Genomic DNA, 19,959 nt, shown 5'->3' on the forward strand with positions numbered 1-19,959 from the left:
TTCCGCGTCGGCTGCGCCGATGGCCCTTCGGGCCACCCTTGACTAGTCCCGCTCCAGCACGGGTGAGAAGCGAGCGAGCGGCCCGGAGGAACGGGGGGCCGACGGGGTTCAAGGGCCCCGTTGTCTGGATTGTGCTCAGGGTTGGGGGGCGCATCAGCGTCTCGCCTGCACGTCTGGTCGGCAAAGCGGCGTGCGGCCGGTGGGCAGCGGGTGATGGGTGGGCGGGGGCGGGTGGGTGTGTGCGGAGAGTGCGACACATCTGCGCTTTCTGTTGCAGTTTTCGGCAGAGGCACTCCGGCGAGCGGCACGCGTCACGCGCGCACGCAGGACCCGGCACGGTCTCCCGGCCGCCCTTGCGGTTGCGGGTGCCATTGCGGTTGGCGTCCCGCGAGTATGGGCGCCCGATCATGGCGCTCTGTGCATGTTCATCGCCGCCAGCCGCCTGCCCCCTGCCGCCTGCCGCCTGCCCGAACGCTCCCTTTCCCACCGTCGGTATGGCCGGTGATCATTCGGCTGGGCCCGCACACGCAGCGTGAGCGCCAAGTCAGCCGATGTGCCGCCGATCCGCGACGGCGTTTCCACCCTCGCACCGTTAGCCGCTGAACCCACCCGGCGTGCAGGCGAGGCGCGATGGCGCCCCGAACACCGGGCACAGCCCAGCCCACGCGCACGTCGCCTGACCTGGGGCACCCGTTCCTCCGGGCCGCTCGCTCGCTTCTCACCCGTGCTGGAGCGGGACTAGTCAAGGGTGGCCCGAAGGGCCATCGGCGCAGCCGACGCGGAACGCAGCGCAGCGGAGTGCAGCGGAGTGCAGCGGAGTGCAGCGCCCTTGACTCGGCCCGCGGAAGCACGACCCTGACAAAGAAGCGAGCGGCCCACCAGCCACTCCCCAACTCCCGAGCGACCCCAGGCAACCCCCGAGCACCCCCGGCCCCGACCTCGGATCCAGCCCCAGCGCCAGCCCCGGCCTCCGCTCAGCCCACCGCCAGCAGAATCGCCAGCACCACCGCTCCCGCGACCGCCGGCCCCGCGATCTCGTAGGCCCAGCGGACCGTCACCTCGCCCTGAGCCGTCTCCTCCTGCTCTCGGGTCTCGTGCAGCTGGCGCAGGTCATCCATGATCTGGTCGGTCGTGGCGCGGACGGGACCGGTCGGGCCTGCGGGGCCCGCCGGGCCGGCGTCCAGCCCGCCGGGTCCGAAGGGACGAGGCCGCAGCAGCCGGCCCTGCCCGCGCTCCGCGCCCGCCCCCGCGGCCCGCGCCCGCTGCCGTGCCGCCCTCTTGCGTGCCCGCATCGACACGGGCACCGCCCACAGCTGGTACTTGGTGCCGGACTTGGCGATGACCTCGTTCGAGTAGCCCGACCGCAGGGCCGCGACCTGGCCCCAGGGCAGGACGATCACGCGGAAGGGGTTACGGATGCGCAGCCGCTCGTCGTTGGCGTATACGGCCGGCCGCAGGGTGAAGGCGACCACCAGCGGCACGACGAGGATCATCGCGGCGAGCGCCAGCCACGGGGTGCGGCCGTGGCCGGTGAACAGGGCGTCGAAGCCGAGCCACGCGACGATGGCCAGCAGCAGCACACCGCCCGCGATACCGCCGGCCGACCGGTGGACCCGGTCCTTGAACTCGGGGGCCGGCGGCTGCGGCGCTGGTGACTCGTGCTCGGGCGTCGTCATGGTCCCGATTCTGCACGACGGGACCGGCGCGGTCGTGGGCGGTCTCGTCCGGCATCGCGTCAGCGTTGCGATGCCCACACGGGGGTGTACAGCCGCTACGCGCGTAGATATGCTCGGCTGGTGACCATGCCCACCACTGCATCCCGCGCACACGCTCTCGCCGACGTCACCGCGTCCGACAGCACGCTGCGCCGCTTCCTTCACGGGCTGCCCGGCGTCGACGCGGTCGGCCTCGAGGCGCGCGCCGCCTCGCTCGGCACCCGATCCATCAAGACCACCGCGAAGGCGTACGCCATCGACCTCGCCATCTCGATGGTCGACCTGACGACGCTGGAAGGCGCGGACACCCCGGGCAAGGTCCGGGCGCTCGGCGCCAAGGCGGTCCACCCCGACCCGACGGACCGTACGACCCCGACGACCGCGGCGGTCTGCGTCTATCCCGACATGGTGGCCGTCGCCAAGGAGGCCGTCGCGGGCTCCGGCGTGAAGGTGGCCTCGGTCGCCACCGCCTTCCCGGCCGGCCGCGCCGCTCTCGACGTGAAGCTGGCCGACGTGCGCGAGGCCGTCGCCGCGGGCGCCGACGAGATCGACATGGTCATCGACCGCGGGGCGTTCCTCGCCGGCCGGTACCTGAAGGTGTACGACGAGATCACCGCCGTGAAGGAGGCCTGCGGGACGTCCGCCCGCCTGAAGGTCATCTTCGAGACCGGCGAGCTGTCGACGTACGACAACATCAGGCGCGCGAGCTGGCTCGGCATGCTGGCGGGCGCCGACTTCATCAAGACCTCGACGGGCAAGGTCGCCGTAAACGCCACCCCCGCCAACACCCTCCTCATGCTGGAGGCCGTGCGCGACTTCCGTGCCCAGACCGGCGTCCAGGTCGGCGTGAAACCGGCCGGCGGCATCCGCACCAGCAAGGACGCGATCAAGTTCCTCGTCCTGGTCAACGAGACCGCCGGCGAGGACTGGCTGGACAACCACTGGTTCCGCTTCGGCGCCTCCTCGCTGCTGAACGATCTGCTGATGCAGCGTCAGAAGCTGGCCACCGGCCGCTACTCCGGCCCCGACTACGTGACGGTGGACTGATCACCATGGCATCCGCATTCGAGTACGCACCGGCGCCCGAGTCCCGCTCGATCGTCGACATCGCCCCCTCCTACGGCCTGTTCGTCGACGGCGAGTTCACCGAGGCGGCCGACGGCAAGGTCTTCAAGACGATCTCGCCCAGCACGGAAGAGGTGCTGTCCGAGGTCGCCCAGGCGGGCGAGGCCGACGTCGACCGCGCGGTGAAGGCGGCCCGCAAGGCGTTCGAGAAGTGGTCGGCGCTGCCCGGCTCCGAGCGCGCCAAGTACCTGTTCCGCATCGCCCGCATCATCCAGGAGCGCAGCCGCGAGCTCGCGGTCCTGGAGACGCTGGACAACGGCAAGCCGATCAAGGAGACCCGCGACGCCGACCTGCCCCTGGTCGCCGCGCACTTCTTCTACTACGCGGGCTGGGCCGACAAGCTCGAGCACGCCGGGTTCGGCCCGGACCCCAAGCCTCTCGGCGTCGCCGGCCAGGTCATCCCCTGGAACTTCCCGCTTCTGATGCTGGCGTGGAAGATCGCCCCGGCGCTCGCCACCGGCAACACGGTCGTCCTGAAGCCGGCCGAGACGACGCCGCTGAGCGCCCTGTTCTTCGCGGACATCTGCCGCCAGGCGGGTCTGCCCAGGGGCGTGGTCAACATCCTTCCGGGCTACGGCGACACGGGCGCCGCCCTCGTCGCGCACCCGGACGTGAACAAGGTCGCCTTCACCGGTTCCACGGCCGTCGGCAAGGAGATCGCCCGCACGGTGGCGGGCACGAAGAAGAAGCTCACGCTCGAACTGGGCGGCAAGGGCGCCAACATCGTCTTCGACGACGCCCCGATCGACCAGGCCGTCGAGGGCATCGTGGGCGGCATCTTCTTCAACCAGGGCCAGGTCTGCTGCGCGGGCTCCCGCCTGCTGGTCCAGGAGTCGATCCACGACGAGCTCCTCGACTCCCTCAAGCGCCGTCTGTCCACGCTCCGCCTGGGCGACCCCCTGGACAAGAACACCGACATCGGCGCGATCAACTCCGCCGAGCAGCTGGCCCGGATCACCGCGCTCGCCCAGCAGGGCGAGGCGGAGGGCGCCGAGCGCTGGTCCCCCGCCTGCGCCCTCCCGGAGAGCGGCTACTGGTTCGCCCCGACGCTGTTCACGAACGTCACCCAGGCCCACACCATCGCCCGTGACGAGATCTTCGGCCCGGTGCTGTCGGTTCTCACCTTCCGCACCCCGGACGAGGCGGTCGCCAAGGCGAACAACACCCAGTACGGCCTCTCGGCCGGCATCTGGACCGAGAAGGGCTCGCGCATCCTGGCCGTCGCGAACAAGCTGCGCGCCGGTGTCGTCTGGTCCAACACGTTCAACAAGTTCGACCCGACCTCGCCGTTCGGCGGCTACAAGGAGTCGGGCTTCGGCCGCGAGGGCGGCCGCCACGGCCTGGAGGCGTACCTCGATGTCCGATAAGTCAGAACAGCAGCGACTCACCGTCTTCAAGACCTACAAGCTGTACGTCGGCGGGAAGTTCCCGCGTTCCGAGAGCGGCCGGGTGTACGAGGTGACCGACTCGAAGGGCAACTGGCTGGCCAACGCTCCCCTGTCCTCCCGCAAGGACGCCCGCGACGCGGTGGTCGCCGCGCGCAAGGCGTTCGGCGGCTGGTCCGGCGCGACCGCCTACAACCGCGGCCAGGTTCTCTACCGCGTCGCGGAGATGCTGGAGGGCCGGCGCGACCAGTTCGTGCGGGAGGTGGCCGACGCGGAGGGACTGTCGAAGTCGAAGGCGGCGGCGGTCGTGGACGCGACCGTCGACCGCTGGGTCTGGTACGCCGGCTGGACCGACAAGATCGCCCAGGTGATCGGCGGCGCCAACCCGGTCGCGGGCCCGTACTTCAACCTCTCCTCCCCCGAGCCGACGGGCGTCGTCGCCGTACTGGCCCCGCAGGAGTCGTCCTTCCTCGGCCTCGTCTCGGTCGTGGCCCCGGTGATCGCCACGGGCAACACGGCGATCGTGGTCGCCTCCGAGAGGGCCCCGCTGCCCGCTCTGTCGCTGGGCGAGGTGCTGGCCACCTCCGACGTCCCGGGTGGCGTCGTGAACGTCCTGTCCGGCCGTACGGCGGAGATCGCCGCGCCGCTGGCCGCGCACCAGGACGTCAACGCGATCGACCTGGCCGGCGCCGACGACGTCCTGGCGAAGGAGCTGGAGATCGCGGCGGCGGACAACCTGAAGCGCGTTCTTCGTCCACAGCCTGTGGATTACTTCGAGACGCCCGGCATCGAGCGCATGACCGCTTTCCTGGAGACAAAGACGGTCTGGCACCCGACGGGTTCGCTGGGCGCGTCCGGTTCGTCGTACTGACGCCGGTCCGCGGGGCGGTCACCGGTCCGCGCGCCCCTGACAGACAGCAGAGCCGCGCGCTCCCCCGTCCGGGAGAGCGCGGCTCTGCGTCCGTTGCCGCCGGTCGGGAGGCGGTCAGCGCAGCGCCCCGACCACCTGCCCGACCACCGGCACACCGCCGAGTGACTCCGCCTCGGCCACCGGCCGGGTCAGGGACCGGGACGACAGCGGCTTGAAGTCGGCGAGTTGGGTGGCGACGCCGTTGTCGAGCGGGTCGACGCCCGTGCCGGCGAGCGGGTTGGGCTTCAGGCCCGCGAGCGGCCCGGCCGCGTACCTCACGGGCCCGGTGACGTACCCCACGGTCCCCGTCAGTGCCGACACCCCTACCTGCGGGTCGACCTTGCCGAGCGAGGTGGGACGGGTCCGCATCACGTCGGCCGACAGGCCGCCGTTCGCCGCCGACGCCGAGGCGGCGCCCGCCCCCAAGGCGACGCCCGCGGTCGCGAGAGCGACGAGCGCGCGCTGGGCGGTGGGGGACTTGGGGGAGGCGTGTCGTGCCATGGCTGCTGCCACCTTCTTGCTGCGAAACGTGAGAATGTCGCCACGCAGCGTAGTTGAGGTGTGATCTGCGCTCCAAACGTCGACCCGCGGGGTCCGCAGGGTGTACGGAATGCGTCACACTGGTGTCTCGTGAGTCTTCATCCCCCGGCCCCCGCCCGCGTCGTGCTGCTGTGCGGCCCCTCCGGCTCCGGCAAGTCCCTCGTCGCCGCCCGCTCCGGCCTGCCCGTCCTGCGGCTCGACGACTTCTACAAGGAGGGTGACGACCCCACACTGCCCCTGGTGGAGGGGAGTTCGGACATCGACTGGGACCATCCGCAGTCGTGGGACGCGGACGTCGCGGTCGCGGCCATCGCCGAACTGTGCGCCACGGGCCGTACGACGGTGCCGGTGTACGACATCGCCCTGAGCGCGCGTACGGGCGAGGAGACGCTGGACATCGACCGTGCTCCGGTGGTCATCGCGGAGGGTGTCTTCGCCGCCGAGATCATAGAGCGCTGCCGGGAACTCGGGGTGCTCGCGGATGCGCTGTGCCTGACCCGCGGCCCCCTCACCACGTTCCGCCGCCGCTTCCTGCGCGATCTGAGGGAGGGCCGCAAGTCGGTGCCGTTCCTGCTGCGCCGCGGCTGGCGGCTGATGCGCGCCGAGCGGTCGATCGTGGCCCGGCAGACGGCGCTGGGCGCGTACGCCTGCGACCGGGACGAGGCGCTGAGCCGGCTGGCCGCGGCGTCCGCGGGACGGCGGGCGTCGGTGGGTACGGCGGCGTAACCCGTTCCCCTGAGGACCGCACGGAAACGAGAAACGGGACTGGTTGGACCCCCCGGCCCTCCAGTCCCGCTCTCTTGTGCTCCCCCGTGTTCCCCCGTGCTTCCCTCCCCCGGTACCGGTCCCCCGATCGGTACCGCTCCCCCGTGTCCCCCCGTGCTCCCCCGTGTCCCCCCGTCCCTCAGGCGACGAGCTCGCCGAAGGACTCCTCCTGGTCACGGCCGAAGCTGAGGACCTCGTCCTCGCGCAGCCGGCGGAGCGACCGCCAGATGCTCGACTTCACCGTGCCCACACTGATGTCGAGGATCTCCGCGATCTCCGGGTCCGTGCGGCCCTCGTAGTAGCGCAGGACCAGCATGGTGCGCTGGATTTCGGGCAGCCGGGCGAGCGCCTGCCACAGGACGGCGCGCAGCTCCGTACCGCGCATCGCGTCCGTGTCGCCGGGCGTCTCCGGCAGCTCCTCGGTCGGGTACTCGTTCAGCTTGCGGCGGCGCCACGCGCTGATGTGCAGGTTGGTCATCGTGCGCCGCAGGTAGCCGCCCACGGCGGCCTTGTCGCTGATCCGGTCCCACGCCCGGTAGGTGGAGAACAGCGCGCTCTGCAGCAGGTCCTCGGCCTCGAAGCGGTCACCGGTCAGGTGGTAGGCGGTGGCGTACAGGGAGGCGCGGCGCTCCTCGACGTAGGCGGTGAACTCCGCCTCCGTCGCGGAGCGGCGCTCCCCCGGGACCTCCCCGTACGCGGCTCCCCCGTGAGCCTCCCCCGTGCGAGCGTCAACCACCGTCATGAGCCCGGTGTGCTGACGCCCGGTGCCGCGAGCGCACCCCCGTCCGCTCACTGCACCGGACTTCTCACCCCGGGTCACGTCGTGCAGACGCGTGACCACTGCGCTGGTGCTGGTGCCCTGCAGCGTGTTCATCTCGCGCCCCCCGTCGTGGAGTCCCGGTCGTCGGCTCGCTTCCTTGCCTGTGCCGAAGAGCTTGCCCGGGCCAGTTCATGGCCGTGTCCGCCGACTGTCACAGAGCTGTCACAGGGGTCGTCCGCGGCCGTGTCCCAGCCCGCTCACGGAGAAGAGCGATACGGCTACGCAGGTGTGGCGGTCAGTGGCGCCCTGCCCCGCGGGAGAGGCCGGAGCAGTCCGGCAGTCGAAACACGGCCACGGCATGGGCCAGAATGACCCCGTGCCTTCCCTGTTGCTGATCGAGGACGACGACGCCATCCGAACGGCCCTGGAGCTCTCACTGACGCGCCAGGGACACCGTGTGGCCACCGCTGCCACCGGCGAGGACGGTCTGAAGCTGCTGCGCGAGCAGCGGCCGGACCTGATCGTGCTGGACGTGATGCTGCCCGGCATCGACGGGTTCGAGGTGTGCCGGCGCATCCGGCGCACCGACCAGCTGCCGATCATCCTGCTGACCGCGCGCAGCGACGACATCGACGTCGTGGTCGGGCTGGAGTCCGGCGCCGACGACTACGTCGTCAAGCCCGTGCAGGGACGGGTGCTGGACGCCCGGATCCGGGCCGTGCTGCGCCGCGGGGAGCGCGAGTCCAGCGACTCGGCGGCTTTCGGCAACCTGGTCATCGACCGGGCCGCGATGACCGTCACGAAGAACGGCCAGGACCTGCAGCTGACCCCGACCGAGCTGCGGTTGCTCCTGGAGCTGAGCCGCCGGCCCGGACAGGCGCTGTCCCGGCAGCAGTTGCTGCGGCTGGTGTGGGAGCACGACTACCTGGGCGACTCGCGGCTGGTCGACGCGTGTGTGCAGCGGCTGCGCGCCAAGGTGGAGGACGTACCGTCCTCGCCCACGCTCATTCGTACGGTCCGTGGGGTCGGATACCGGCTGGACGCCCCTCAGTGACCGATTCACCAGGGGGAATCCGCGGCTGGGCCGCGGCTCGCAGGGCCGTGCAGTCCCGTCTGCGCTTCACGAGCCTGCGGCTGCGCCTGGTCGTCGTGTTCGGGCTCGTGGCGCTGACCGCCGCCGTGTCGGCATCCGGCATCGCGTACTGGCTGAACCGTGAGGCCGTGCTCACCCGCGCCCAGGACGCGGTGCTGCGCGACTTCCAGCAGGAGATGCAGAACCACGCGAGTTCGCTGCCGCCGCATCCGACGCAGGACGAGCTGCAGCGCACCGCCGGCCAGATGGCGAACAGCAGCCAGCGCTTCAGTGTGCTGCTGATCGCGCGGGACGAGCACGGGAAGACGGTCGTCGGCAACTCCGACCTGGACTCCTTCACGCCGGAGGACGTGCCGCAGTCGCTGCGGAAAGCCGTCGACAAGCAGCAGAAGGTGTCCTCCACCAACAAGTACGCCCACCACCTGTACTGGCAGCGGATCGTGGAGGGCGGCAAGCCGTACCTGGTGGGCGGCGCCAAGGTGATCGGCGGTGGTACGACCGGCTACATGCTCAAGTCCCTGGAGCCGGAGGCCAAGGACCTCGACTCGCTCGCCTGGTCGCTCGGTATCGCCACCGGTCTCGCGCTGATCGGCTCGGCGCTGCTCGCGCAGGCCGCCGCCACGACCGTGCTCAAGCCGGTGCACCGCCTCGGCGTCGCGGCCCGGCGCCTGGGCGAGGGCAAGCTGGACACCCGGCTGCGGGTGTCGGGCACGGACGAACTGGCCGAGCTGTCACGGACGTTCAACCGCGCCGCCGAGTCCCTGGAGAAGACGGTCGCCGACATGAGCGCCCGCGAGGAGGCCTCCCGCCGCTTCGTCGCCGACATGTCCCACGAGCTGCGGACGCCTCTGACGGCGATCACGGCCGTCACGGAAGTGCTGGAGGAGGAGCTGGACGCGGAGACCGGCAGCGTGGACCCGATGATCGAGCCGGCCGTGCGGCTGGTGGTCAGCGAGACCCGGCGGCTGGGCGACCTCGTCGAGAACCTGATGGAGGTCACCCGCTTCGACGCGGGCACGGCCCGGCTGGTCCTGGACGACGTCGACATCGCCGACCAGATCACCGCGTGCATCGACGCCCGCGCCTGGCTGGACGCCGTCGAGCTGGATGCCGAGCGCGGCATCATGGCCCGCCTGGACCCGCGCCGCCTCGATGTGATCCTCGCGAACCTGATCGGCAACGCACTCAAGCACGGGGGTTCGCCGGTACGGGTCTCGGTGCGCGAGGAGGGCGAGGAGCTGCTCGTACGGGTGCGGGACCACGGCCCCGGCATCCCCGAGGACGTCCTGCCGCACGTCTTCGACCGTTTCTACAAGGCGAGTGCCTCCCGCCCGCGCTCCGAGGGCAGCGGGCTGGGTCTGTCCATCGCGCAGGAGAACGCACACATCCACGGCGGCAGCATCACAGCCGCCAACTCCCCGGAAGGCGGGGCGGTGTTCACGCTGCGCCTGCCGCGCGACGCGTCGCCGCTGATCGAGCAGGAGACGCGGAACGGGAACGGCCCCGAGGGGAAGGCGCGATGAGGGCACGGGGCGGACGCCTGACGGCGATACGGGGCGGGCGCCCGGCGGTGCTGCCGGGCGGACGCCGAGTGGCCGTACGCGGCACACGCCCGGTGGCGGTACGCCTCGCACGCCGCTGGCTCGCCGTGCCGTTGCTGGCCGCGCTGGTGGCCGGGTGCGGGATCCGGGCCACCCAGGTGCCCACGGACTTCGGGCCGGCGCCGTCCCGGGTGCCGTGCGCGCTGTCCGGTGCGGACCTGGCCACGCAGGCGGGCCGCGGCATTCCCGTGCAGGTCTTCCTGTTGTGCGCCTCGCAGCTGGTGACGGTGGACCGTTCCGTGCACATCCCGGACGGCACGGCCGAGCGGCAGCGCCGGGTGCTGGTGGCGCAGGGGCTGCTCGACCAGCTCGCCAGGATGCCGTCGCTCGCGGAGAAGCAGGCCGGCTACACGACGGACGTGCCCGGCGGCATCACGGTGAGCGGCCCGCGCGACAAGGACCCGGAGGGCACGTTCCGGCTCAGCGGCCGCCTGCAGGACCTCACCTCCTCGGCCCTCGGGCAGATCGTCTGCACGTTCGCCGACTCGGAGGCGACCGCCGCCGACGACGGGACGGTCGTCCTCGGCGGGCCGGACGACCGGTCCTTGCGCCGCTACCGGTGCACGGCTCAGGTGCGCTCGCACCCAGGGTCGATGGCGCCGCCGTCGACCGAGGTGACCGGCGAGTGAACCGCGGGGCGCGCCCCTGAGGTGAGCGAGCCGTCACGAAGGGGAACCGATCGTGCCGGGAGCGGCGTCTAGGGGGGCGTGCAGCGTCAAGGCTCAATCGGCGGCAGCGCCGCGATCCGCGTCCGTGTGGCAGGGGGTGTCCTCCTCGTCGCACACCTCGCGCTCGTCGCCTGGATCACGCTGCGCCCGCTGGACGTGCCCTGGGTGAGGCCCGCCAACCTGCATCCGTTCGCCGGGATCAGAGCCGATCTCGCGCTGGGCTGGCCGGAGGCCGCCCGCCGTATCGGCAAGGGGCTCGCGCTGCTCGCACCGCTCGGGGTGCTGCTGCCCGCAGCGGGTGGGCGGCTCGTCGTCTCCCCGCTCGCCTCCCTGGCCCGTACGGTCGCCGCGGGCACCCTGATCTCCCTCGGCATCGAGCTGCTGCAGACGGGGGTGCCCGGACAGGTCGTGGACATCGACGCGATCCTGCTGAACACGGCCGGGGTGGCGCTGGCGCACCTCCTGGTCGTCCCCGTGGCCAGGTTCCGGCTGCGCCGGCGGATGGAGTCCCGCGGCCTGGGCTCCCACCCCCGGGAGGAGCCCGCTCAGGGTCGGACCCCGACGATTCCCAGGGTCGGGATAGCTCCGTAGAGTGACGCTTCGTCCGCTTCGCCCCCGTAGCGTGGAACATGTCGAAAGCGCCGAGGAGTTCGGCGCCGGCCCCCGGACTTCGGGCAGCCTCCGGAGCGGGGTTCCACCACGGTTCGCGAAGGAGCCACCATGACCTCCCTGGCCCGCCCCACCCACGGACGGATGATCGGCGGAGTGTGCGCAGCGCTGGCACGGCGCTTCGGCACCTCCGCGACCACGATGCGCGTGATCTTCCTGCTGTCCTGCCTGCTCCCGGGCCCGCAGTTCCTGCTCTACATAGCCCTGTGGATCCTTTTCCCCTCGGAGGACAAGGCGGCGGCCGGTACCGCCTGGTGACCGTGGAGGTCTCAGGCACGCCGATGGGCGCCCCGAGCGGGGCGCCCATCGTGGTCGTGGGGACGTGCCCGGTCAGCCCAGCGGGATGCCGTTCACCGGCAGGCCGTGCGTGGGCAGTCCCTGCACCGGCAGCCCGCCGAGCAGCCCGGCGGCCGGCGCGACGGGGCCGTTGCGGAGGGCCTTCTCGGCGGCGGGCTGCGCGGCGGCCACCACGGTGCCGAGCGCGTTCTGTCCCTGGCCGAGCGCCTGGTCCGCGCCGGGCAGCGTCTTGGCGACGTTGCCCACCGGCAGCGCCTGGGTGACGGAGTCCAGTGCGGCGGTGTCCGGCACGGCGGGGGCCGCGCTCGCGACACCCGCGCCCGCGGCGGCGAAGGCGGCGCCGAGGGCGGCGACACCGAGGGTCCTGGCAGCAGACTGCTTCATGTTGAACGCGTCCTTGGGTCCGTTGACGGAGATCTGAGCGGTCCAAAACCGTAAACACGCGCCGACGGGCTCCGCAAACATACGAATACGGCCGGACGATGATCGCCCGGCCGTGTCGAAAAATCCCTCCGTCAGCCCTCGGACGTCTCATAACCCCTGGTGGAGGCGGTCTGCTGGAACAGCCATTCGGACTTCAACTCGGCGTATCCCGGCTTGATGACGTCATTGATCATCGCCAGTCGTTCATCGAAAGGAATGAATGCTGACTTCATAGCATTGACGGAGAACCACTGCAGATCGTCGAGCGTGTAACCGAATGCCTCGACCAGGTGGTCGAATTCCCGGCTCATGCTCGTCCCCGACATCAGGCGGTTGTCCGTGTTCACCGTGGCCCGGAAATGCAGCCGCCGCAGCAGCCCGATGGGGTGGTCGGCGTACGAATCGGCGGCGCCGGTCTGGAGGTTGGAGCTCGGACACAGCTCCAGCGGGATGCGCTTGTCGCGTACGTAGGAGGCGAGGCGCCCGAGCTTGACCGTGCCGTCCTGAAGGACCTGGATGTCGTCGATGATGCGCACGCCGTGCCCGAGCCGGTCGGCGCCGCACCACTGCAGGGCCTGCCAGATGGACGGCAGCCCGAAGGCCTCCCCGGCGTGGATGGTGAAGTGGTTGTTCTCCCGCTTGAGGTACTCGAAGGCGTCGAGGTGCCGGGTGGGCGGGTACCCGGCCTCGGCTCCGGCGATGTCGAAGCCGACGACACCCAGGTCCCTGTACCGGTTGGCGAGTTCGGCGATCTCCAGGGCGCGGGCGGCGTGCCGCATCGCGGTGAGCAGGGCGCCGACACGGATGCGGTGGCCGGCCTCCTTGGCCCGCCGCTCGCCCAGCCGGAAGCCCTCGTTGACCGCCTCGACGACCTCCTCCAGGGTCAGCCCGCCCTCCAGGTGCTGCTCGGGCGCGTACCGCACCTCGGCGTAGACGACGCCGTCCTCGGCGAGGTCCTCGGCACACTCGGCGGCCACGCGCACCAGCGCCTCGCGGGTCTGCATCACTCCGACGGTGTGGGAGAAGGTCTCCAGGTACCGCTCCAGGGAACCGGAGTCGGCGGCCTCGCGGAACCAGACGCCGAGCTTGTCGGGGTCGGTCTCGGGGAGGTGGAGGTACCCGGCGTCGCGGGCGAGGTCGACGATCGTGCCGGGGCGCAGACCCCCGTCGAGGTGGTCGTGGAGCAGGACCTTGGGAGCCCGGCGGATCTGGTCCCAGCTCGGGGTGTTCTGGTGCTGGCTCGTCATTGCCGCACCATACGCCCTACGCGCGTAGAGCACGGGGTGCGGCAAGGCGTCGATACGCAAAGGTGACCCGTCGGCCAGGTTTCGTACACCGTCGCTTCTGACACTGTTCTGTCATGGCACATCAAGCGACGCCGGTTCGCAGGGCCCGGCTGGGGAGGGCGCTCGGCCCGGAACCGACGGCGGTGAGCGGCGCGGTGCTGCTGCTCCCCGGCGGTGACGAGATGTCCTCCCGAAGACCGCTCCCGGTGATGGCCACGGCCTCGGTCCGCGCGCTCGGCCGCCGGCTGACCCGGGCCGGGCATGGCGAAGGCCTGGTCACGCATGTCGTGCACTACCGCTACCGGGGCTGGAACGGCAGCGAGGCGCATCTGGCGCAGGACGCCGACTGGGCCGCCGAGGAGGTCGTCCGCCGCTACGGGGACGTGCCCGTCTGTCTGGTCGGCGTGGGCATGGGCGGCCGGGCGGCGCTGCGCGCGTCCGGGCACACGGCCGTCAACTCCGTTGTCGCGCTGTCCCCTTGGCTGCCTGAGGAGGACGTGGCGGCGCCACCCGAACCGGTGAAACAGCTCGCCGGACGCCGGGTGCTGATCGTGCACGGCACGAACGACGAACGCACGGACCCGGAGCTGTCGTTCCGTCTGGCGGCGCGTGCGAAGAAGGCGAACCGCGACATCTGCCGCTTCGAAGTCCACTCCGACGGGCATGCGTTGCACCAGTACCGCTCGGAAGTCCACGCCCTGGCCGAGGACTTCGTGATGGGCTCGCTGTTCGGTCGGGCGTTCTCCCGCCCGGTCCAGGACGCACTGGCGGCTCCGCCGCCACTGGGGCTCAGGATGCCGCTGGCCGCGGGTTTCGGCAGGTCGTTGAGGAGGTGAACCGGGGGCCTCCCTCGAGGGGCGCGGGACTGTGCCGACTGCGACTCCGCCGCGCGGGGGCGCGAGCGACCACGGCGAACCCGTGCCCTCAGTCCGGGAGAAGCCGCCCCCTCCTCGACAACAGGAACTTCTTGAAGGCCGCCACCGGCGGCGTGTCCACGTGCCCGGCAAGCCACGCCACGCCGATCTCCCGCACCGCCCGCGGCGCGGTGACCGTGAGCTCCACGACCCCGGGCCGGGGCACGGCCGGCGGTGGCAGCAGGGCCACCCCCAGTCCCGCCGCGACCAAGCCGCGCAGCGTCTCGGCCTCCTCTCCCTCGAAGGCGATCCGCGGCTTGAACCCCGCCTCGCGGCACAGGTCGTCGGTGATGCGCCGCATCCCGTATCCGGGCTCCAGGGTCACGAACGTCTCGTCGGCGGCTTCCGCGAGCCGCACGCGCCTGCGGCTCGCGAGCCGGTGGTCGGCGGGCACCACGAGCCGCAGCTTCTGCTCGTCGAGGCGCCGGGCGACCAGATCGGGCGCGTCCGGCACCGGAGAGGTCAGGCACAGGTCCAGTTCCCCCGCCCGCAGCCGCTCCAGCATCGCCTCGCCGTAGTTCTGGACAAGGCTGAAGCGGACGCGCGGATGGTCGGCGCGGAAGGCGTGAATCAGCCCGGGCACGGTCTCGGCGCCCATCGTGTGCAGAAAGCCGAAGGCGACCTTGCCCGCGGCCGGGTCGGCGTCCGCGCGCACCTCCTCCGCGGCCCGTTCGATCTCGGCGAGGGCGCGCTCGACGGAGGCGAGGAACGTGCGTCCCGCCGGAGTGAGCGAGACCGTGCGGCCGCGCCGGGCGAACAGCTCCACGCCCAGGTCCTCCTCGAGCCGGACCAGGGCCCGGGACAGGGTGGACTGCGGGACCTGCATCTCCTGCGCGGCGCGCGTGACGTGCTCGGTGCGGGCGACGCCCGCGAAGTACGCGAGACGCGGCGCGAGCAACGTGACGATGTCTTCTGCGTCACTTGTGTCACTGAACGATGACAGGCGAGCGTCCGACCTCTGCTGATGCACCATGGGAACGATTATGGCGGTTCTGTGCATTGGACGGATCAGCGGTCGTGTCCGTACGTTCGAGACATGCCTGCTGCCGATACCGGGGCGTCCACCACCGTGGACGCCGATGCCGTCACTGTTGCCGTCCCCGACTCGCGGATGACCCCGGGTGGCCCCGGCTACCGCCGGATGAGCCTCGCGCTCTTCCTCGCAGGCGTCGCCACCTTCGCGCTCCTCTACTCCACGCAGGCCCTGCTGCCGCTCGTCTCCCACGACTTCGGGGTGACGGCGAGCGCGGCGAGCTGGACGGTGTCCGGCGCCACCGGCGCGCTGGCGCTGTTCGTCCTTCCCATGAGCGCCCTGTCCGAACGCTTCGGACGACGCACGCTGATGACGGCGTCGCTGGCCGTGGCGGTGACCGTCGGACTGCTCGTCCCCTTCGCCCCGTCGCTGGGTTCGCTCATCGTGCTGCGGGCGGTGCAGGGCGCGGCCCTGGCCGGCCTGCCGGCGTCGGCGACCGCGTACCTGGCCGAGGAGGTCCGGCCCAAGGCCCTGGTCACGGCGATCGGCCTGTTCGTGGCCGGGAACAGCGTCGGCGGGATGAGCGGCCGGATCATCACCGGCTGGGTCGCGCAGGAGTGGGGCTGGCGGGTGGCCGTCGGCACGGTCGGCGTGATCGCGGTCGCCTGCGCGGTGGCGTTCCGCCTGCTGCTGCCGGCGCCCGAGCACTTCACGGCGGGTTCGCTGCGCCCGCGCGTGCTGGCCCGCACGGTCCGCGACCACCTCGCCAACCCGCTGCTGCGCCGGCTGTACGCGATCGGGGCGCTGTTCATGATGGTCTTCGGCGGCGTCTACACGGTGATCGGCTACCGCCTGACGGAGGCGCCGTTCGGGCTGTCTCAGGGCATCATCGGTTCGATCTTCCTGGTGTACCTGGTGGGCACGGTGTCGGCGTCGACGGCGGGGCGGCTGGTGGGCCGTCTGGGCCGCCGCGGGGCCCTGTACCTGGCGGGCGGCACGACCACGGCGGGCCTGCTGCTCTCCCTGGCCCCTTCTCTGCTGCTGGTCCTGCTGGGCCTGGTCCTGATCACCGCCGGGTTCTTCGCGGGCCACGCGGTGGCGTCGTCGGCGGTCAGCCACACGGCGAAGGAGGGCCGCGCGCAGGCGTCCGCGCTCTACCAGTCGGCGTACTACATCGGCTCCAGCACGGGCAGCACGCTGGGCGCGGTCGCCTTCCACGCGGGGGGCTGGACCGGAACGGTGGGGATGGGCGTGCTGGCGGTGCTGGGTGTCGTGGTGATCACCCTGTTCGGGTCGCGGGCGGCGCGGGTCGCCGCGCGGCGGGAGCCGGTGCCCGCACACTGAGCCCGGCCCCGGCCCGAGGGCCGTCCTCGTCCGGGTCCCGACCTGCGCTTTCCCTCGCTCCGAGAGCCGTTGTCAGTGGGCTGCTGTAGCTTCCGAAGTGCTGGGGCGCAACGGCGCGCGACAGGAACGGCCACAGGGGTGGGTGGACCATGGGTGAGGGCACGGCGACGGTGGAGGACCTCGACGTCCGGTTGGAGAAGCACCGGGTCGAGCTGACGGGGTACTGCTACCGCATGCTCGGCTCGTCCTTCGAGGCCGAGGACGCGGTGCAGGACACGATGGTCCGCGCCTGGCGGAGCTACGAGAAGTTCGAGGGCCGCTCCTCCTTGCGCTCGTGGCTGTACCGCATCGCGACGAACGTCTGCCTGGACATGCTGAACGCGGGCAACAAGCGGGCCCGCCCGATGGACCTGACCGAGGCCTCGCCGCTGGAGCGGGCCGCCCTCTCCCCGCGCCCGGACCACACGTGGCTGGAGCCGATGCCCGACGCGCGCGTGCTGCCGACGACCGGGGACCCGGCGGAGGCGGCCGTCGCCAAGGAGTCCGTCCGCCTGGCCTTCATGGCGGCCCTGCAGCAGCTGCCGCCCAAGCAGCGCGCGGTGCTCATCCTGCGGGAGGTGCTGGCCTGGAAGGCGAGTGAGGTCGCGGAGCTGCTCGACACCTCGGTGGCGTCGGTCAACAGCGCGTTGCAGCGGGCGCGGGCGACACTCTCGGAGAAGAGTGGCGAGGGGTCCGACGCGGCCGTCTCCGATCCCCTCGACGAGGAGCAGAAGAAACTCCTCGAGCGCTATGTGGCGGCCTTCGAGGGGTACGACATGGCGGCGCTGACGGCCCTGCTGCACGAGGACGCGGTGATGACGATGCCGCCGTTCGACCTGTGGCTGCGCGGCACCTCGGACATCACCGGTTTCATGACCACGCTCGGCGCCGCCTGCGCGGGCTCACGGCTGGTGCCGGTCGCGGTGAACGGCCTGCCGGGCTTCGCCCAGTACAAGCCGGACCCGGAGAAGGGCTGCTTCACGGCCTGGGCGGTGCAGGTGCTGGAGACGTCAGACGGCCGGATCACCGGGTTCCACTGCTTCCTCGACACCCAGCGCTGGTTCCCGCTGTTCGGACTGCCCCTCGAGCTCGATCGGGAGGCCGACGAGGTCGAGTAGCGCGCGCAGGGCCGGCGCCGGGTCGCGCAGCCGGATGCGGCCCCCGGCCCGGCGGGCGGCGAGCTGGAGCCGGGCCAGTACGTCGACGGTGGCGAGCCGTACGGGCCTGAGGGCGCCGACATCGCATACGACGACCCCGGTGCCGGTGGTCTCCAGCAGCGCTCGCACGTTGTCGCCGAGCTGCGCCACCTGGTCGGGGGCGACGGGGCCGGTCAGCATGAGTACGGGGGGTGTCTTGGCGTCCACGGAGGGTGGACCGGGCGGACGCCGGCAAATCATCGGCAGCGGCTGTGCCTCTAGTCGACCGGAAACTCGCTGGTGTCGATGACGAGATCGAAGGGAGCCGGAAGCTTGATGGCCTCACCGAACTTGGCGGTGCTCAGCGGGCGGTAAACGTCGCCCTTCGGTTCTCCGTAGAGCGTCGCGATGGGACCTTCGGGAGCCCAGCGGTCGACGAGGAGGTAGAGCGGGATGCCGGCGGCGGCGTAGGCGGCGGGCTTGCTGATGCGGTCGTGCCGAGCGTTGGACTTGGAGGTCACCTCGACGACGAGTTCGGCGAGTGCGGCCGGAATGTGGGTGTCCGCGTCAGCGCACTCCTGCACCGGGGCCACCACGAGGTCCGGGATGAGCATGCCCAGACGCGACGGAACGGCGACGGCCAGTGTCTGGAAGATCCCCCAGTCGTCACGGATCACGGAGTAGAGGCGACGCTGGATACGTTCCGCGATCACATTGTGACGGGAAGCAGGAACAGGTGACACGGTGACGATCCCCTCGATGATCTCCACCTTGCTGCCCTCAGGCCATTCCATCTCCTCCCAGAACCGGACGAGCTCGTCCCAGCTCTGCTCGGGGTCATGGCTGACGGTGAGTGCCCTCATGGCGGTCTCCTATCGGTGCGTCACCGATCCCAGCATGCCGAACGGGACCGGCGGCGGTCCACCGATCCCGTTCACCCGAAAGAAGAAATCCCAGGTCAGGCGATACGATCCAGCACGACCGGCGTAGCCGTGAACTCCGTGCCGGGCGCCGCGATGTCGTAAGAACCCTCCACCGCCTGAAGCGCGTACGCGAACCGCTCCGGCGTGTCCGTGTGCAGGGTCAGCAGCGGCTGGCCGGCCGTCACCGTGTCGCCCGGCTTGGCGTGCATCTCCACGCCCGCCCCCGCCTGCACCGGGTCCTCCTTGCGGGCGCGGCCCGCGCCGAGGCGCCAGGCGGCGACGCCGATGTCGTAGGCGTCGAGGCGGGTCAGGACACCCGACGACGGGGCCTTGATCACGTGCTGCTCCTTCGACGTCGGCAGCGGCGCGTCCGGGTCGCCGCCCTGGGCCGCGATCATGCGGCGCCAGACGTCCATCGCGGAGCCGTCGGCCAGGACCTTCGCCGGGTCGGCGTCCTTCACGCCTGCCGCGTCGAGCATCTCGCGGGCCAGGGCCACGGTCAGCTCCACCACGTCCGCGGGGCCGCCACCCGCCAGGACCTCGACCGACTCGCGGACCTCCAGCGCGTTGCCGGCCGTCAGGCCCAGCGGGGTCGACATGTCGGTCAGCAGCGCGATCGTCTTCACGCCGTGGTCCGTGCCGAGGCCCACCATCGTCCGCGCCAGTTCACGGGCGTCCTCGATCGTCTTCATGAAGGCGCCCGAGCCGACCTTCACGTCCAGGACCAGGGAGCCCGTGCCCTCCGCGATCTTCTTCGACATGATGGAGGAGGCGATCAGGGGGATGGCCTCCACCGTGCCCGTCACGTCGCGGAGCGCGTACAGCTTCTTGTCCGCGGGTGCCAGGCCGTCGCCCGCCGCGCAGATCACGGCGCCGACACCGTCCAGGACGGACAGCATCTCCTCGTTCGACAGCAGCGCCCGCCAGCCCGGGATCGACTCCAGCTTGTCCAGCGTGCCGCCCGTGTGGCCGAGGCCCCGGCCCGACAGCTGCGGGACCGCCGCGCCGCACGCGGCGACCAGCGGGGCCAGCGGCAGCGTGATCTTGTCGCCGACGCCGCCCGTGGAGTGCTTGTCGGCCGTCGGGCGGGAGAGGGACGAGAAGTCCATGCGCTCTCCCGACGCGATCATCGCCGCCGTCCAGCGGGCGATCTCGCGGCGGTTCATGCCGTTGAGCAGGATGGCCATCGCGAGCGCGGACATCTGCTCGTCGGCGACCTCGCCCCGCGTGTACGCGTCGATGACCCAGTCGATCTGCTCGTCGCTCAGCTCACCGCGGTCCCGCTTGGTGCGGATGACGGAGATGGCGTCCATGGCCATGGGTTCCTTCCGGAGGTTCGAAGGACCGAAGGTCCGAAGGTGTGCGGCCCCTCCGAGCCATGGGGTTCGACTCG

The 19,959-nt window shown here is 71.4% G+C and carries 21 protein-coding genes; 12 read left to right on the forward strand and 9 right to left on the reverse strand.

What is annotated here, in order from left to right; all coding sequences use genetic code 11:
- Window positions 1-974: 974 nt before the first annotated feature.
- Window positions 975-1,676: a PH domain-containing protein gene (locus tag ACFYZE_RS14085; protein WP_388992447.1), complete on the reverse strand. Its 702-nt coding sequence runs from the start codon at window positions 1,674-1,676 to the stop codon at window positions 975-977.
- A 126-nt stretch (window positions 1,677-1,802) separates the two neighbouring features.
- Here ACFYZE_RS14085 and deoC point away from each other — a divergent pair, with 126 nt between their 5' ends.
- Genes deoC through ACFYZE_RS14100 form a run of 3 tightly spaced genes read left to right on the forward strand, consistent with a single transcriptional unit; the run spans window position 1,803 to window position 5,096 of the window.
- Complete coding sequence (gene deoC, locus ACFYZE_RS14090) at window positions 1,803-2,762, forward strand: deoxyribose-phosphate aldolase (protein ID WP_103837554.1); 960 nt, start codon at window positions 1,803-1,805, stop codon at window positions 2,760-2,762.
- Window positions 2,763-2,767: 5 nt separating this feature from the next.
- Complete coding sequence (locus ACFYZE_RS14095; protein WP_388992451.1) at window positions 2,768-4,207, forward strand: aldehyde dehydrogenase family protein; 1,440 nt, start codon at window positions 2,768-2,770, stop codon at window positions 4,205-4,207.
- Entirely contained in the window at window positions 4,197-5,096 is a 900-nt protein-coding gene (locus ACFYZE_RS14100) for an aldehyde dehydrogenase family protein (RefSeq protein WP_388992454.1), read from the forward strand. The genes ACFYZE_RS14095 and ACFYZE_RS14100 overlap by 11 nt, the downstream gene beginning before the upstream one ends.
- Window positions 5,097-5,210: 114 nt before the next feature.
- Here the strand turns inward: ACFYZE_RS14100 and ACFYZE_RS14105 are convergent, their stop codons facing one another.
- The gene (locus ACFYZE_RS14105) at window positions 5,211-5,636 is read right to left on the reverse strand and encodes a hypothetical protein (protein WP_388992457.1); all 426 of its coding nucleotides are present in this window, start codon (window positions 5,634-5,636) and stop codon (window positions 5,211-5,213) included.
- 129 nt (window positions 5,637-5,765) lie between these two features.
- Here ACFYZE_RS14105 and ACFYZE_RS14110 point away from each other — a divergent pair, with 129 nt between their 5' ends.
- Window positions 5,766-6,401, forward strand: coding sequence for a uridine kinase (locus tag ACFYZE_RS14110; protein WP_388992459.1), 636 nt, complete (start codon window positions 5,766-5,768; stop codon window positions 6,399-6,401).
- 178 nt (window positions 6,402-6,579) lie between these two features.
- On the opposite strand, the gene ACFYZE_RS14115 is transcribed toward ACFYZE_RS14110, so the two are convergent.
- Window positions 6,580-7,314 (reverse strand): SigE family RNA polymerase sigma factor, encoded by a 735-nt coding sequence (locus ACFYZE_RS14115; protein ID WP_388992461.1) that lies wholly within the window; start codon window positions 7,312-7,314, stop codon window positions 6,580-6,582.
- 262 nt (window positions 7,315-7,576) lie between these two features.
- Between ACFYZE_RS14115 and afsQ1 the strand changes: the two genes are divergently transcribed.
- The 5 genes from afsQ1 to ACFYZE_RS14140 all read left to right on the forward strand — a co-directional run bounded on the left by afsQ1 (window position 7,577) and on the right by ACFYZE_RS14140 (window position 11,489).
- Entirely contained in the window at window positions 7,577-8,254 is a 678-nt protein-coding gene (afsQ1, locus tag ACFYZE_RS14120; protein WP_388992464.1) for a two-component system response regulator AfsQ1, read from the forward strand.
- Window positions 8,251-9,816: an ATP-binding protein gene (locus tag ACFYZE_RS14125; protein WP_388992467.1), complete on the forward strand. Its 1,566-nt coding sequence runs from the start codon at window positions 8,251-8,253 to the stop codon at window positions 9,814-9,816. The genes afsQ1 and ACFYZE_RS14125 overlap by 4 nt, the downstream gene beginning before the upstream one ends.
- Window positions 9,813-10,523 carry a hypothetical protein gene (locus tag ACFYZE_RS14130; protein WP_388992470.1) on the forward strand — a complete coding sequence of 237 codons (711 nt, stop codon included), beginning with the start codon at window positions 9,813-9,815 and terminating at the stop codon, window positions 10,521-10,523. Before ACFYZE_RS14125 ends, ACFYZE_RS14130 begins: the two co-directional genes overlap by 4 nt.
- Before the next feature lie 78 nt (window positions 10,524-10,601).
- The gene (locus ACFYZE_RS14135) at window positions 10,602-11,153 is read left to right on the forward strand and encodes a VanZ family protein (RefSeq protein ID WP_388992473.1); all 552 of its coding nucleotides are present in this window, start codon (window positions 10,602-10,604) and stop codon (window positions 11,151-11,153) included.
- Window positions 11,154-11,282: 129 nt separating this feature from the next.
- Window positions 11,283-11,489, forward strand: coding sequence for a PspC domain-containing protein (locus tag ACFYZE_RS14140; RefSeq protein ID WP_388992476.1), 207 nt, complete (start codon window positions 11,283-11,285; stop codon window positions 11,487-11,489).
- 72 nt (window positions 11,490-11,561) lie between these two features.
- On the opposite strand, the gene ACFYZE_RS14145 is transcribed toward ACFYZE_RS14140, so the two are convergent.
- Both ACFYZE_RS14145 and ACFYZE_RS14150 read right to left on the reverse strand, forming a co-directional pair.
- The gene (locus ACFYZE_RS14145) at window positions 11,562-11,912 is read right to left on the reverse strand and encodes an ATP-binding protein (RefSeq protein ID WP_103837400.1); all 351 of its coding nucleotides are present in this window, start codon (window positions 11,910-11,912) and stop codon (window positions 11,562-11,564) included.
- A 131-nt stretch (window positions 11,913-12,043) separates the two neighbouring features.
- A complete protein-coding gene (locus ACFYZE_RS14150) occupies window positions 12,044-13,198 on the reverse strand; it encodes an adenosine deaminase (protein ID WP_388992480.1) in 1,155 nt (384 codons plus the stop codon).
- Window positions 13,199-13,311: 113 nt separating this feature from the next.
- On the opposite strand from ACFYZE_RS14150, the gene ACFYZE_RS14155 reads away from it, so the two are divergent.
- Window positions 13,312-14,073: an alpha/beta hydrolase gene (locus ACFYZE_RS14155; protein ID WP_388992483.1), complete on the forward strand. Its 762-nt coding sequence runs from the start codon at window positions 13,312-13,314 to the stop codon at window positions 14,071-14,073.
- Between the two features lie 88 nt (window positions 14,074-14,161).
- Here ACFYZE_RS14155 and ACFYZE_RS14160 read toward each other — a convergent pair whose 3' ends face one another.
- On the reverse strand, window positions 14,162-15,124 hold the full coding sequence (locus tag ACFYZE_RS14160) for a LysR substrate-binding domain-containing protein (RefSeq protein ID WP_388992486.1): 963 nt from the start codon (window positions 15,122-15,124) through the stop codon (window positions 14,162-14,164).
- A 63-nt stretch (window positions 15,125-15,187) separates the two neighbouring features.
- On the opposite strand from ACFYZE_RS14160, the gene ACFYZE_RS14165 reads away from it, so the two are divergent.
- The gene (locus tag ACFYZE_RS14165; RefSeq protein ID WP_388992489.1) at window positions 15,188-16,468 is read left to right on the forward strand and encodes an MFS transporter; all 1,281 of its coding nucleotides are present in this window, start codon (window positions 15,188-15,190) and stop codon (window positions 16,466-16,468) included.
- 149 nt (window positions 16,469-16,617) lie between these two features.
- Window positions 16,618-17,625 (forward strand): sigma-70 family RNA polymerase sigma factor, encoded by a 1,008-nt coding sequence (locus ACFYZE_RS14170; RefSeq protein WP_388992492.1) that lies wholly within the window; start codon window positions 16,618-16,620, stop codon window positions 17,623-17,625.
- Here the strand turns inward: ACFYZE_RS14170 and ACFYZE_RS14175 are convergent.
- From ACFYZE_RS14175 to ACFYZE_RS14185, 3 genes are all read right to left on the reverse strand, one after another.
- The gene (locus tag ACFYZE_RS14175) at window positions 17,518-17,904 is read right to left on the reverse strand and encodes an STAS domain-containing protein (protein WP_388992495.1); all 387 of its coding nucleotides are present in this window, start codon (window positions 17,902-17,904) and stop codon (window positions 17,518-17,520) included. The two genes, ACFYZE_RS14170 and ACFYZE_RS14175, sit on opposite strands and share 108 nt — an antisense overlap.
- A gap of 17 nt (window positions 17,905-17,921) precedes the next feature.
- A complete protein-coding gene (locus ACFYZE_RS14180; protein WP_388992498.1) occupies window positions 17,922-18,506 on the reverse strand; it encodes a Uma2 family endonuclease in 585 nt (194 codons plus the stop codon).
- A 95-nt stretch (window positions 18,507-18,601) separates the two neighbouring features.
- Complete coding sequence (locus tag ACFYZE_RS14185) at window positions 18,602-19,885, reverse strand: thymidine phosphorylase (protein ID WP_388992501.1); 1,284 nt, start codon at window positions 19,883-19,885, stop codon at window positions 18,602-18,604.
- Window positions 19,886-19,959: the final 74 nt, after the last annotated feature.

The sequence above is a fragment of the Streptomyces sp. NPDC001796 genome, assembly GCF_042892355.1.
GTDB lineage: Bacteria > Actinomycetota > Actinomycetes > Streptomycetales > Streptomycetaceae > Streptomyces.

Excerpts from the sequence above, each read along its gene's own strand:
- ACFYZE_RS14085 (WP_388992447.1), bottom strand. The coding sequence starts at position 1,676 with ATGACGACGCCCGAGCACGAGTCACCAGCGCCGCAGCCGCCGGCCCCC.
- deoC (WP_103837554.1), top strand. The coding sequence starts at position 1,803 with ATGCCCACCACTGCATCCCGCGCACACGCTCTCGCCGACGTCACCGCG.
- ACFYZE_RS14095 (WP_388992451.1), top strand. The coding sequence starts at position 2,768 with ATGGCATCCGCATTCGAGTACGCACCGGCGCCCGAGTCCCGCTCGATC.
- ACFYZE_RS14100 (WP_388992454.1), top strand. The coding sequence starts at position 4,197 with ATGTCCGATAAGTCAGAACAGCAGCGACTCACCGTCTTCAAGACCTAC.
- ACFYZE_RS14105 (WP_388992457.1), bottom strand. The coding sequence starts at position 5,636 with ATGGCACGACACGCCTCCCCCAAGTCCCCCACCGCCCAGCGCGCGCTC.
- ACFYZE_RS14115 (WP_388992461.1), bottom strand. The coding sequence starts at position 7,314 with ATGAACACGCTGCAGGGCACCAGCACCAGCGCAGTGGTCACGCGTCTG.
- ACFYZE_RS14130 (WP_388992470.1), top strand. The coding sequence starts at position 9,813 with ATGAGGGCACGGGGCGGACGCCTGACGGCGATACGGGGCGGGCGCCCG.
- ACFYZE_RS14140 (WP_388992476.1), top strand. The coding sequence starts at position 11,283 with ATGACCTCCCTGGCCCGCCCCACCCACGGACGGATGATCGGCGGAGTG.
- ACFYZE_RS14145 (WP_103837400.1), bottom strand. The coding sequence starts at position 11,912 with ATGAAGCAGTCTGCTGCCAGGACCCTCGGTGTCGCCGCCCTCGGCGCC.
- ACFYZE_RS14150 (WP_388992480.1), bottom strand. The coding sequence starts at position 13,198 with ATGACGAGCCAGCACCAGAACACCCCGAGCTGGGACCAGATCCGCCGG.
- ACFYZE_RS14155 (WP_388992483.1), top strand. The coding sequence starts at position 13,312 with ATGGCACATCAAGCGACGCCGGTTCGCAGGGCCCGGCTGGGGAGGGCG.
- ACFYZE_RS14160 (WP_388992486.1), bottom strand. The coding sequence starts at position 15,124 with ATGGTGCATCAGCAGAGGTCGGACGCTCGCCTGTCATCGTTCAGTGAC.
- ACFYZE_RS14165 (WP_388992489.1), top strand. The coding sequence starts at position 15,188 with ATGCCTGCTGCCGATACCGGGGCGTCCACCACCGTGGACGCCGATGCC.
- ACFYZE_RS14170 (WP_388992492.1), top strand. The coding sequence starts at position 16,618 with ATGGGTGAGGGCACGGCGACGGTGGAGGACCTCGACGTCCGGTTGGAG.
- ACFYZE_RS14175 (WP_388992495.1), bottom strand. The coding sequence starts at position 17,904 with ATGATTTGCCGGCGTCCGCCCGGTCCACCCTCCGTGGACGCCAAGACA.
- ACFYZE_RS14180 (WP_388992498.1), bottom strand. The coding sequence starts at position 18,506 with ATGAGGGCACTCACCGTCAGCCATGACCCCGAGCAGAGCTGGGACGAG.
- ACFYZE_RS14185 (WP_388992501.1), bottom strand. The coding sequence starts at position 19,885 with ATGGCCATGGACGCCATCTCCGTCATCCGCACCAAGCGGGACCGCGGT.